Genomic DNA, 10640 nt, shown 5'->3' on the forward strand with positions numbered 1-10640 from the left:
CCGCCCTCACAGCCCTTCAGGCTCGGGTTCAAGCCCTGAGTGGCGACCCCAGCAGCATGATCAAAACAACGTGTTAATGATCTGCAAGCCCTTAGGCCGTTCGGCCTGACGAGCCATCATTTGGGGGGAAATGGAGCGGTAGTGTTCGAAACGCTGTCCATTCAATCGGGGCATTCGGTAACTCTGTGATCGAGCGTTTAGTGGCCATCTGATATTGGTCGCCGCCGGCCCAGAAGGGCGCGCTCCGGCTTCCTGTAGAAGGAGAGTTAATGAATCTCGACGAGAGGAAACGGTCCTCATTGGGGCCGATTCGGCGCCGGGCCACGTGGCTGGTCGGGAGTGCCACGGCCTCCCTCGCCTTGGCGCTGACGGGCATGGTGGGCCCTGCATTCGCCGTCACTGCCACGCATGTTCCTGGGAAGGACCCGCACCCCTCCGGTAGCGACTGCCGACTGTTGTCGGACGGACACGGGAACGATGACTGTGGGAACAGCCGACCCGGCCCCGCCGGCCCGCAGGGTCCGCCTGGTCCGCAGGGCCCGGCCGGCCCCGCTGGTCCGCAGGGCCCGGCCGGCCCCGCTGGTCCGCAAGGTCCGACTGGTCCGCAGGGCCCCGCTGGTCCGCAGGGCCCCGCCGGACCTGGCCTCACTCTGACGACCGTCCCTCTGGCGGTCACCTTGACTCCAGGCAGCCTCGGCGCTCTTGGCCCCGTGGCCTGCCCCGCCGGCACCACTCCGGTCTCGGCCAGCCTGGTCGCCAATGGCACCGCCCTCGCGGTCACTGTGGCCGTGATCGGTAACGCAGTGACGGTCACCCCCACGTCCCCCATTCCGCTGGGGGTCACATCCGGCACCGTCACGGTGTACTGCGCGCCGGTATAGGGCTGACCTGATCTGTTCCAGCGAGAGGTCATCTCATCGCTGACAGATCGCGCACGTGGCGTCCACTCCTCACCAGGTGAACCCCTCACATGCCGGAGTCCGTGTTAGTTCGCTGAACCGGACTCCGGTCTGATTTCGATCCACGGGTGGCCCGGCCTCAACAAGGCGCGACGCGGTCGATAAGGCGCGCGCCGATAATGTGAGGTTCCGAAATCGAGGGGCGTCTATTCTGCGATTCTTCGGCGCGTTCAAGCCTCGCGTCTTGTGGGCCCCTCAGGGTAGGCAGGTCGAGAGTCAGGTCGGGAAGGGCATCTCAGGCCACAGATGGGAGACGGTTGGGCGCCGGCGTTCGGTCCGTGAATCCGTGATCTGCGGGCCGTGCAGCTCGCTGTGCGAGCCATCCGGAGACCCGTGGTCCACCGTTCACCGCAGCGCCCTCCCGGACCGTACGGACGTGCGTGAAGCCCCGTGCGAGGTAGTACCGCTGGAGCACCTCGTTTGTCGTCCACGCGTCCAGCCGGAGCCACCGGGCCCCCGCACAGTGCGCGCGGTCACCCGCCCAATCGAGCAACCGGCCACCAAGGTTCTGCCCGGCGTACTCGCGGGCAACGGTGAGCTTGTTGGGGTCCCCGCGGTGCTCACCTGGTCGCCTTCTTCGCATGCATGTACTACGCCGCGATGCGGCCCGAAGAAGTGTCCATGCTCAGCGCCGAACAGTGCGAACTTCCGTCGGAGGGGTGGGGACGGCTCATGCTCGCGGGCGCCCGGCCGCAGGTAGGGTCCGCATGGACGGATGACGGCAAGCCGTACGAGGAGCGGCAACTGAAGCATCGGGCCCGGCGTGCGGTGCGGCCAGTGCCCATTCCGCCGGTCCTGGTCGCCATCCTGCGGGGCCACATCGATACGTTCGGGACCACGGCCGATGGCCGGCTGTTCAGCGCCGTACGCGGCGGCCCGGTTCGGTCACAGGAGTACGGCGCAGTGTGGAAAGAGGCCCGCAAGAAGGCGCTCACCCCTGGGCAGGTCGCCTCTCCGCTGGCCCGCATCCCATACGACCTGCGGCATGCCTGTGTGTCGTTCTGGCTCCGCTCCGGGGTGAGCCTCGCGGAGACGGCCCGCCGCGCGGGACAGAGTGTCGCTGTGCTTCAGCGCTACTACGCCAAGGTTCTGGATGGGGAAGAGACGAGGATGAACGCGCTGATCGAACAGGGGTTGGCGGAGCAGGAAAGCGAGTCCGAGGCCCCGTGAATCCTGGCCGCAGGTTGGCCGCACGGGCTGGTCAGAGGTGGGATACCGCCGAATCAGGGTGAGACAGGGTGCATGCGGAAGGGGTACCACTCCGGAGAGTGGCACCCCTTCTGACCTGCAAGCATCTGACCTGCGAAGCGGTGGGTGTGGGATTTGAACCCACGGTGACTCGCGCCACGACGGTTTTCAAGACCGTTCCCTTAGGCCGCTCGGGCAACCCACCTCGCTTCCGCCCACCTGGGGCGGAGCGGGTACAGCGTACCGGGCTCCGGCCTCGCGCGGGGCTCGTGGTCCACACGGGGTCCACTGGCTCTGCTTCGCCTACTCCCGGGGCCACCGCTTCGCTCAGACCCTTGACCGGCGGCACTTGCCCGACTGGTGCAAGCCTAGGGTTGTGCCAGCATCAGGCGAGGAGGGCTCGCGAGTAGCCAGGTAGAGGCGACCTTCTGATCCGTAGGATCGGGCGGGCTGTTGGGCGGGCGCTCCGCCTTCCTCCAAGCCGTGCCGCCCGTGCGCAGTAAGCGTGGTCGGCCAGGCCCCGCCCGGACGTGGTGCTGGCCGCCCGCGGATACGACCACGACATGGGAGATCCGCCACGACATCCATGAAGCCTTCCTCGCCCTCGCATGCGCGCTCATCTGCTGGAGGTGCTTGAAGTCATCGCTATAGGAGTTCTTGGAACTTCAGCAAACTGACAGGCTGGTCACCCGGCTGACCCGAGCGAGACCAAGAATCAGGCTCCGGCGATGGTCCGGCCCGGCATCGGCTCCGCGAGCGGCCCGCCAGACCGGCGCGCCGAAGGGGTCGGCGAAGTACTGCGTCTCGTGGACCACGTGCTGATCAGCGAATTCCATGATGCTCACCGAGTACGAAGGCACACCGTCGTAGGCGATGAGGCATTCGCTCACCCACAGATTCGCATGGCCGGTGATCCGCCTGAGGGTGAAGTGCCGGTCGGCCGGGTGCCCGCCGCGTTGCGCCGAGATCGTCTCTCGGCCCCGGAACCGCTCACCTGACTGCGGGTAGTCCAGGATCGCGTCCGTGGCGTAGATGGCGTGCTCGGCTTCGGTGTCCCCGTGTTCCGAGGCCCGCCAGTGCTCCTCGATCGCGGCCCTGGTCCGGGAGTCAGCATCCGTGGCACCGTCCTTCCATAGCGGTGACAGCCTAGGCACCCCGGGCCCCAGCCGGCCCGGGGCCCGCACAGCCCTGGCCATCGCAGCACGGGCCGCACCGGCGCCGCCCACCAGCGGCTCCGGACGTGCCCTCTCGGGAAAATACCTCGTGCGCGTCCCGGGGCCTCGCAACGGCGTAGAGTGAAAGCACCGGGAGTACCTCGCACACCGGCCGCCATGTCGGTGTCGTTCCTGGCGAGCAACAACACCGGGACGTCGAAGACCAGCCCCGGGGACAGGTCCGCGTCATGACCGCGACTATCGACCATGCGATCACCGAAGAGCGGCTGTCCTCAGCGCCGGCCCGGCTTTCCCTGACCCCGCCGACCTCGGCTCCAGGTCTCCTGGACGGTGCCTGGTGGCCCCGCTCCGGCGATCTCCTCCGGGAGATCCCCGCTCTGGCGGACGCGCTGGACGCGCGCTGGGGCCGGATCACCCGCGCCATCGTGAACCCGGCCCACTGGCCCGTCATCCCGCGCAGGGTGCCTGTCATCGGGCACATCGTGCACGTCGGCTGGTTCGCCGCCGAGCAGGACCCGAACAAACTGATCCTCCTCTCCTACACGATGGGCCGCCTGGACCTGCTGGTGATCCCGCCGGAGACGGAGCCGGCCGCCGCCGACCGGCTGATGGCGGCAGCAGCCGTTCCGGGAAGCCTCCGCACCGCCAGCGGTCTAATGGCCGACGAGGCCATGCGCTGCGACGCGGCAGAGATCCGGAGCCGGGAAGAGGAATGGGAGACCGACGGCGGAGCCGCTTCGACGGCTGGGCGCCTGAGTTCCGCCCCGAGGAGGTGAGGACGTGGAGACAGTCGTCATGGTCGCCGTGCTCATCGTCGTGATCATCGCGGGAGTGTTCCTGATCCACCGGCTCAACGCGCAGCATGCCGAAAGGATCGGTGCGTTCCACTACAGCGACGACCTACCGGGAATCGGTCGGCGGAGCCGGAAGAGCCCAAGGGCGGCCACCTCGGGTGGGCCCCCTGGCGACGGCACACTCTTCGAGGATCGAGAGGGCACCATGAAGTCACTGGAACCGCCGCCGACCGGGCACGCGCAGGTCCGAATCATCGCCGCGACCCCGGACGCGGCTCGCCATGTCGCGGAGGTCCTCCGCCGTTGCTTCGACTCCACCGAACAGCGCAGCTACCCAGCAGGCGCCGACGGCGGAACATGTCTCCACCTCACCGTGGACACCACGCGCATGGCGGAGCCGGCGCGCTCCTGGCTGGTGACCAGCCGGTCCTCCTCGGGCGATCACACTTAGCCGGCACTCGTCGAAAACGGTCTCGACGGAGAAGCCACATGGGAGTCGGAAGGAGGCCCGGACTCAGGTGAGAGGCCCGACGCGGTCGGGCCCAGGTGACCGGCCGACCGGTCCGGTCGTTGATGTCCCCGGTGGAGACATGGCACGAGCGATCTCCTCGTCGTCCCACCCCGCCGCAACCGATAGGCGCGGATCATGGCGGGTGAACGGATGATGCCCGGACGGCGCGCGGACCGCTCCGAGAGCTTCGGGGAAGCACTGCTGGGAGCGGTTCTCGACCGCGCGCACGAGCTTCCTCCCCATCTCATCGGCCCCCTGGTCGCCGACGTGATGGAGCGATTGGGGGCCCGCCGTCCGCAGGTGCTGCTACAGGACTACGGCCAGCTGATGCTCGTGCCCCTGCCCGGCGAGGGCTTCGCGGACGGGGAGCCACAGGTGATCGACGACTCCGACGCGGGCCGCTGCTTTCTCGACGCGGTTTCCGTCGAGGTGTCCGATGGCGCCGGCGTACGGGTCCTCCTGCCGCTGCTGGACGGCGGTGACCAAGTGGGGATCATGGCAGTGACGCTGGACAGCGTCGACGACCACGACCGCCGCCTGCTGCACAGGATCTCCGGCCTGGTGGCCGACCTCCTGGTGACCAAGCACGGCTACTCCGACCTGTTCTTCCGCTCCCGACGCGATGAACCGATGAGCGTCGCCGCGGAGATCCAGTGGTCCCTGCTGCCACCGCTGGCGATGATCATGCCCAGGGTCGCCGTGGCCGGAATCCTGGAACCCGCCTATGACGTGGGGGGTGACAGCTTCGACTACGCCCTCAACGGGGACGTCCTCCACGCGGTCATGATCGACGCGATGGGGCACGGCCTGGACGCGGCCACGATGGCCACCGTGGCCATCGGCGCCTACCGCCACGCCCGCCGCGCCGGCATCGGGCTGTCGGAGATCTACGACTTCATGGACCGCGCGGTGGCGGAGCAGTTCGGTCCTGAGCACTTCGCCACCGCGCAGATGATGCAGCTGGACACGACGACAGGTCGGATCCAGTGGGTCAATGCCGGGCACCCGCCGCCGATCCTCGTCCGCAACCACCGCGTCGCGGGCCGCCTGGCGGCCCCGACGACCCTCCCGGTCGGCCTGGGTGGTGCGGAGCCACGGATCAGCGAGCTGGGGCTGGAACGCGGGGACCGCGTCCTCTGCTTCACCGATGGACTGGTCGAGGAGCACAGGACCGGCGGGGAGGAGTTCGGGGAGAACCAGCTGATCGACTGTGTGAACCATCTGGAGAGGACCGGCCGCGGGGTTCGGGCGGTGGCGCGCTCCCTGTCCCACACGCTCAAGCGGGCGCGGGGCGGACGCACCACGGACGACGCGACGCTGCTGATGGTGGAGTGGCGCGGCTGACCTCACCGGCCTCGGTTGAGGTGCGGCGCATCAGTCCGACGGTTCCTGCCCACTCCCCGTATCGATGAGGATCTGTTCCGCCTTGCTGACGTTGTCTGCCCGGACCGCCTGGGCCATCGCGGCACGGGCCGCTTCGGGTGTCGCGTTCGGCGGGACCACCAGCAGGGAGAAGAGGCCCTGGTCGCCCAGGGTGATCAGGACGGTGTCGTCACCCACCGGGAACGAGTCGATGTGCACCACCCGGTCGTCGACCACGATCCGCGTCGGGAGCCCTTGCCAGGCCGCAGCGTCCAGCCCGACGCGGGTCAGGGGCCCGAGGTGCGCGGTGAGGGCGCTCAGCAGCGCGGGCAGCTCGGCACCGACGTCGCGCGACCGCGGCCACCACGCACCATCCAGGACACCTTCCCGCGACTCCGTCGTCTGCAGCCGGAGCAATGCACACCCCGGCCGCACCGCCGTGTGAACGCCGCTGGGCAGACGCCGGGAATCAGGCGGTGTATCCGAGCTGGTCATGAGGAGCACCCGTCTTCGGGAACTGGTGCGAACACGGGATTCGCCTCGCTCCTCCCACGCTACTCCTCTGTCGTCGACCGGCCATCGTGGTGGTGCGAGGTGGGCAGGGAGGCGCCGGCCCCGTGTGAGCGCGCCGACCGGGCGGGTCTCCCCTTGGTGGAGCGTGTCGGACGGTGACGGTGCATGGGCGAAGCCGAGTGGCCTGCCCCTTGATGAGCCAGCTGGCTAGTCGCCAGCGTGCCCATAGCGTGCCCTCAAGACCGGTCAACCACGGTGCCAGCCTGCCCCCTCGGGTGTCGCACCAAAGCACACATTGACTGACCTCTATAGAGCTACGGATCAGAAGGCCCCGTGCCCCTCCCTGTGCCCGACCGAGCGGGGAACGACAGGCACTCACGGACAGCCCACAACATGGCGTCCCCTGACCGAACTACCCGGTCAGAGGCCGTTGAGATCAGCCGAGATAGGGCCGCTCACGGTGCTCCAAGAAGTGACGGATCCGAAGCTGCTGCGTGTGGTGCATCGGCAGTTGATCGATCTCCTCCGGCTGGACGAACCGCAGCTCCGTGGACTCATCCGAGATCGCAAGTCGTCCGCCGATCACTCGGGCGGTGAAACAGACATTGAACTGTCGACGCACCTCACCGTCCGTATAGGCGATGACGTGGCGTGGGTCGGTGTATGTCCCCACGAGCCCGGTGATCTCCACGTCCAGGCCCGTTTCCTCCTTCACCTCGCGGACGGCGGTTCCCGGTAGCGAGTCGGTCATTTCCATGCCACCGCCGGGCAGTGCCCAGAGATCGTTGTCTCGTCGGCGCTGCAGGAGAATGCGTCCTTCCTCGTCAGTGACCACGGCGGATGCCGCAACGACCAAACTGTTGGGCTTGGGGGCGTCTGGGTCGTCGTAATACTCGGTCCGTGCCATGATCACCCTTCTTGGACTGGCGTCGCGGTCGCCCATACCGCAGCAAAGCTGTCAGCGTACGTATCGAACATGCCGCCTTCCCTACTCCGGCGCAGGTGCCAGACAGGGGCACCGTAAGCGTTCACGCCCCAGACGTGAGCGTTGACCAGTGCCTGATCGTCGGCCCTGTAAATCGAGTTGTAGAGCGTGGTGGCATGGGTCCGTACCTCGATGCCAGGTACCCCGACAAGTGGGCGATAGTGCATCAGCGCGAGGCGGCAACGGGACTGGATACCGTGCCCGAACTTCTCTTCACCGCCCCGCTGTTGGACGTTTGAGCTGTCCGCGTCGCCGAGTGCGATCCGGACTGTACAGCCCTCGGCCGCTCGCTCCCTCAGGAGCTCGTTGAGTCTCGGGTACGCCTCGTGCAGGAAGACGGCGGCGTACACCAACACGTCGATGTGCTCGCGGGCCTGGGTCAGCATGTCCACGAAGGTGGACACGGGGACGTCCGCCCGCTGGTCGTAGAGAGCCACAAGTTCCGGACTGACGGCGCGGGCAGGACGTGCCTGCCGGAGCGCAGGCCATAGAGCGTGCACGTCTTCTCCTAGTATTTCCGCTGCCAGCATGGCCGTGGCACGGCGCGGCGTACGCCCCAGATTGACCCATCGCTCAACGGATTTGGGATCGACTTCGACCTTCTCCGCAAGGGCGGCGTACGTCCAACCGCCGGCCGCCATGGCAGCACGTAACCTCTCGTTCGGCATCCCAATCTCTCCCAACACTCGGGGACGGCACTAGGGACGTTTTACCCGACGCGGGACGTCCCGAAGTGGGGTTTGTCGGTGGTTCCGACGTCCTGATGGGCGACGGGATGCTCATCCGCATGGCGAGCAACCAGCAGACCAGGCCAGGCATCGGTGAACTGGCGAAAGACACTGCCAGTGGACGAATCGGCGTCGTCATGGGTGAGGTCGGCGCCCGGGTGCAGATAAGGCCCATCGGTGGCGGCGTCGAGTGGGACGCTCGGCCGGACAACGTGGTGGCGCTGACAGCGCGGGAGGAACTGAGCGCCCGCCTCGCCATCAGGAACGGCAACAGCCGGGACGGGCTGTGATGCGCGCCATCGGCCGGTACGCGGGAGTCCTGTTCATCATCATGATCAGCGGGTCCTGTGGCCTGGTGATCGGCGTGGCCCTCGGCATCGGCCAGTAGACCGGCCGCCCCGAACGGGGTGCCACCTTCCTTGGCTCCCCCTCCCCGTTCGGGGTCGGCCTTCCATCCCCCGGTCGTCATAGGCCGTGCCTCGGCGACCGATGCGGGCGCAAGTGCCAGAGCACAGCGACACTCGAGGAGTATTCGCATGACGGCAACGGCCAACGACCAGAGGACCGGCCGCGTGGTGGCTGGTGAGGAGCTGTTCGACAGCCTCACCCACTTCGTGATCGTCCACAACGGGCAGTCCCGCGAGCGGGCTGAGCGGATCGCGGACCAGGCGGTGGCCTTCGTGGTGACCGCCGCGACCGCCACCGTCCCCATGGTCCCGTCGGACGACGTGGACCTCGGTCTGCACGCGCTCATCCTGCACACGAAGGAGTACGCCGCTCTCTGCGACCGGTACGCGGGCCGCTTCCTCCACCACAACCCCATGCCGGGCGGAGGGCCCCGTGACCCGAAGAAGGTCGCCGCCTCCGCGCACGCGATGAAGGCGGCCGGGTTCATGGTCTTCGACGACCTCTGGACCGTGGACGGCACCAACCTCGCGCAGTGCGACGCGGACTGCGGCCGTCCGTACGGTCAGGCGTAGCGACACGACACAGTGACGCGGCCGGCCTCGATGCGGGGGCGGCCGCGTTGCCCGGAAGGAGAACAGACGTTGTCCGGGACACCCCCCGAACTGCCGATCGTCGTGCTGGACGCACTCATGCCCAAGACTCAGCGCCTGGTCGTCAACCGCCGGGGCTCGATGGTCTGGGAGGTCGAGAGTCATCGGGGGCAGTACGCCGTGAAGGTCGGTTACCCGATCGAGGCGACGGCCGACTGGCCCGCCCAACCCTGGACTGCACTCGCCCCCGCACGCGAGGGGGCCGTGCTGTACCGGCTCGGCCTCGATGACTTCGCGTACGGCGAATGGGAGCGTGGCACCTGGAACTTCCAGCCTTGGCGCGACGGGCCCGACCTCTACGATTTGTGGAAGCCCTGTCGCGAGCCGGACTCTCGTGTGGAACCGAACACCAGTGTGGCCCTCGGCTGCGTAGAGGCGCTGGCCGAGCTGCATGGCAAGGGCTGGGCCCACGGCGACGTGCAGCCCGCGCACTTCATCATCGGGCGAGAGCGGACGCACCTCATCGATCTGGCCTTGGCGCGCGGCGGACGCATCCCCGAGGGGTACGACTTCCCCTTCCGCGGTTGCCTCGTCCACTACGAGGCTCCGGAGATCGCCCGCAGCGTGCTCGCGACCGGAGAGGCAGAGCCTACGCAGGAAGCCGACATCTATGCGCTCGGCGCGTCACTGCTCATCTCCGCCACGGGCTGGCGGGCCGTCGAGTACCCGGACGACGCACCGCGCCCCAAGCAGAGAAGGGCAGTGGCAAGCGGCAAGCGTCGGCCCGTGAAGGTGGATGGCGAGCTAGGCGAACTGATCGACGCCATGCTCAGCCCGGCGCCCGAAGACAGGCCCACGATCTATGAGGTCGGTAAGGCGCTGAGCTGAACCGTAGACCCACGAACTAGAAGACCGGACCACCCCTCAGCCTGGACAGCATTTCGGGTGGTCCGGTCGCGGAAGCCCTGATCAGGACCCCGGTGCCGATGGTACCGGGGTGGTTGGCTTGCTCGAATTCGGGTTCTGCCGAACCCCGGCTCTTGGTTGTCGAGTTGGAGAGGAGCTCTGACCTGAGCCACCGAAAGTCAGCCACGACGGCGGGTGCGCCGGACGAGCACCCGTCACGTGTGTTTCCAGCAACCACCCGCCTGCCTCAGCCACGCTTCTTCCACTCGTCACGGCCCTCGCTCCGGTCACGGCCTGGGCGTTGTCGACGTGGATGCCTGGCAGGTGGGCTTGCCTGCGGCTGTGAAGGCCAACGGCTGCGAAACGTGGACTGGTCGGGCGGCTGCTTCTCGCTTGGTCGGTGTCGGCCTGGTCCTGGTGCTCGGACTAGGGCGTGTTGCGAAAGTGCTGGTCACAGCCACTCGTTGATGGCTGCGACGAGCACGGTCGCCTCGTAACGGACGGCAAGTTTCTCGTATCGG

General features: G+C 67.8%; 12 protein-coding genes, 1 tRNA gene and 1 pseudogene. 8 read left to right on the forward strand and 6 right to left on the reverse strand.

What is annotated here, in order from left to right:
* The first annotated feature begins 477 nt into the window (after nucleotides 1-477).
* Nucleotides 478-654 (forward strand): hypothetical protein, encoded by a 177-nt coding sequence (locus ACFYZJ_RS39160; protein WP_388577123.1) that lies wholly within the window; start codon nucleotides 478-480, stop codon nucleotides 652-654.
* A gap of 540 nt (nucleotides 655-1194) precedes the next feature.
* On the opposite strand, the pseudogene ACFYZJ_RS39165 reads toward ACFYZJ_RS39160, so the two are convergent.
* Nucleotides 1195-1503, reverse strand: a pseudogene (locus ACFYZJ_RS39165) (GNAT family N-acetyltransferase); the annotation flags it as partial.
* A 41-nt stretch (nucleotides 1504-1544) separates the two neighbouring features.
* On the opposite strand from ACFYZJ_RS39165, the gene ACFYZJ_RS39170 reads away from it, so the two are divergent.
* Nucleotides 1545-2129, forward strand: coding sequence for a hypothetical protein (locus ACFYZJ_RS39170; RefSeq protein WP_388577126.1), 585 nt, complete (start codon nucleotides 1545-1547; stop codon nucleotides 2127-2129).
* Between the two features lie 138 nt (nucleotides 2130-2267).
* Here ACFYZJ_RS39170 and ACFYZJ_RS39175 read toward each other — a convergent pair.
* Together ACFYZJ_RS39175 and ACFYZJ_RS39180 are read right to left on the reverse strand one after the other, a co-directional pair.
* A tRNA-Ser gene (locus ACFYZJ_RS39175) sits at nucleotides 2268-2352 on the reverse strand.
* Between the two features lie 460 nt (nucleotides 2353-2812).
* Nucleotides 2813-3373 carry a hypothetical protein gene (locus tag ACFYZJ_RS39180; protein ID WP_388577129.1) on the reverse strand — a complete coding sequence of 187 codons (561 nt, stop codon included), beginning with the start codon at nucleotides 3371-3373 and terminating at the stop codon, nucleotides 2813-2815.
* A gap of 176 nt (nucleotides 3374-3549) precedes the next feature.
* Between ACFYZJ_RS39180 and ACFYZJ_RS39185 the strand changes: the two genes are divergently transcribed.
* The 3 genes from ACFYZJ_RS39185 to ACFYZJ_RS39195 all read left to right on the forward strand — a co-directional run bounded on the left by ACFYZJ_RS39185 (nucleotide 3550) and on the right by ACFYZJ_RS39195 (nucleotide 5971).
* Nucleotides 3550-4098 (forward strand): DUF5994 family protein, encoded by a 549-nt coding sequence (locus ACFYZJ_RS39185; protein ID WP_388577131.1) that lies wholly within the window; start codon nucleotides 3550-3552, stop codon nucleotides 4096-4098.
* A gap of 223 nt (nucleotides 4099-4321) precedes the next feature.
* Nucleotides 4322-4567 (forward strand): hypothetical protein, encoded by a 246-nt coding sequence (locus ACFYZJ_RS39190; RefSeq protein WP_388577143.1) that lies wholly within the window; start codon nucleotides 4322-4324, stop codon nucleotides 4565-4567.
* Nucleotides 4568-4777: 210 nt separating this feature from the next.
* Nucleotides 4778-5971 carry a PP2C family protein-serine/threonine phosphatase gene (locus tag ACFYZJ_RS39195; RefSeq protein ID WP_388577146.1) on the forward strand — a complete coding sequence of 398 codons (1194 nt, stop codon included), beginning with the start codon at nucleotides 4778-4780 and terminating at the stop codon, nucleotides 5969-5971.
* A 30-nt stretch (nucleotides 5972-6001) separates the two neighbouring features.
* On the opposite strand, the gene ACFYZJ_RS39200 is transcribed toward ACFYZJ_RS39195, so the two are convergent.
* The 3 genes from ACFYZJ_RS39200 to ACFYZJ_RS39210 all read right to left on the reverse strand — a co-directional run bounded on the left by ACFYZJ_RS39200 (nucleotide 6002) and on the right by ACFYZJ_RS39210 (nucleotide 8155).
* Nucleotides 6002-6484 carry a DUF5994 family protein gene (locus ACFYZJ_RS39200; protein WP_388577132.1) on the reverse strand — a complete coding sequence of 161 codons (483 nt, stop codon included), beginning with the start codon at nucleotides 6482-6484 and terminating at the stop codon, nucleotides 6002-6004.
* Between the two features lie 454 nt (nucleotides 6485-6938).
* Nucleotides 6939-7409: an NUDIX domain-containing protein gene (locus ACFYZJ_RS39205; RefSeq protein ID WP_388577135.1), complete on the reverse strand. Its 471-nt coding sequence runs from the start codon at nucleotides 7407-7409 to the stop codon at nucleotides 6939-6941.
* Nucleotides 7410-7411: 2 nt separating this feature from the next.
* Nucleotides 7412-8155 (reverse strand): XRE family transcriptional regulator, encoded by a 744-nt coding sequence (locus ACFYZJ_RS39210; RefSeq protein ID WP_388577137.1) that lies wholly within the window; start codon nucleotides 8153-8155, stop codon nucleotides 7412-7414.
* A gap of 119 nt (nucleotides 8156-8274) precedes the next feature.
* Here ACFYZJ_RS39210 and ACFYZJ_RS39215 point away from each other — a divergent pair, with 119 nt between their 5' ends.
* The 3 genes from ACFYZJ_RS39215 (at nucleotide 8275) to ACFYZJ_RS39225 (ending at nucleotide 10101) form a co-directional block, all read left to right on the forward strand.
* On the forward strand, nucleotides 8275-8505 hold the full coding sequence (locus tag ACFYZJ_RS39215; RefSeq protein ID WP_236041814.1) for a hypothetical protein: 231 nt from the start codon (nucleotides 8275-8277) through the stop codon (nucleotides 8503-8505).
* Nucleotides 8506-8751: 246 nt separating this feature from the next.
* Nucleotides 8752-9195, forward strand: coding sequence for a hypothetical protein (locus ACFYZJ_RS39220; RefSeq protein ID WP_200421731.1), 444 nt, complete (start codon nucleotides 8752-8754; stop codon nucleotides 9193-9195).
* Between the two features lie 69 nt (nucleotides 9196-9264).
* Nucleotides 9265-10101, forward strand: coding sequence for a protein kinase (locus ACFYZJ_RS39225; RefSeq protein ID WP_388577140.1), 837 nt, complete (start codon nucleotides 9265-9267; stop codon nucleotides 10099-10101).
* Nucleotides 10102-10640 lie beyond the last annotated feature (539 nt).

Origin of the sequence: Streptomyces sp. NPDC001848, assembly GCF_042891915.1 — a bacterium.
Lineage (GTDB): Bacteria > Actinomycetota > Actinomycetes > Streptomycetales > Streptomycetaceae > Streptomyces.

What these genes read in the sequence shown, in the direction of transcription:
- ACFYZJ_RS39160 (WP_388577123.1), top strand. Translation starts at nt 478, where the DNA reads ATGACTGTGGGAACAGCCGACCCGGCCCCGCCGGCCCGCAGGGTCCGC.
- ACFYZJ_RS39190 (WP_388577143.1), top strand. Translation starts at nt 4,322, where the DNA reads ATGAAGTCACTGGAACCGCCGCCGACCGGGCACGCGCAGGTCCGAATC.
- ACFYZJ_RS39220 (WP_200421731.1), top strand. Translation starts at nt 8,752, where the DNA reads ATGACGGCAACGGCCAACGACCAGAGGACCGGCCGCGTGGTGGCTGGT.
- ACFYZJ_RS39215 (WP_236041814.1), top strand. Translation starts at nt 8,275, where the DNA reads ATGGCGAGCAACCAGCAGACCAGGCCAGGCATCGGTGAACTGGCGAAA.
- ACFYZJ_RS39195 (WP_388577146.1), top strand. Translation starts at nt 4,778, where the DNA reads ATGATGCCCGGACGGCGCGCGGACCGCTCCGAGAGCTTCGGGGAAGCA.
- ACFYZJ_RS39170 (WP_388577126.1), top strand. Translation starts at nt 1,545, where the DNA reads ATGTACTACGCCGCGATGCGGCCCGAAGAAGTGTCCATGCTCAGCGCC.
- ACFYZJ_RS39210 (WP_388577137.1), bottom strand. Translation starts at nt 8,155, where the DNA reads ATGCCGAACGAGAGGTTACGTGCTGCCATGGCGGCCGGCGGTTGGACG.
- ACFYZJ_RS39205 (WP_388577135.1), bottom strand. Translation starts at nt 7,409, where the DNA reads ATGGCACGGACCGAGTATTACGACGACCCAGACGCCCCCAAGCCCAAC.
- ACFYZJ_RS39200 (WP_388577132.1), bottom strand. Translation starts at nt 6,484, where the DNA reads ATGACCAGCTCGGATACACCGCCTGATTCCCGGCGTCTGCCCAGCGGC.
- ACFYZJ_RS39185 (WP_388577131.1), top strand. Translation starts at nt 3,550, where the DNA reads ATGACCGCGACTATCGACCATGCGATCACCGAAGAGCGGCTGTCCTCA.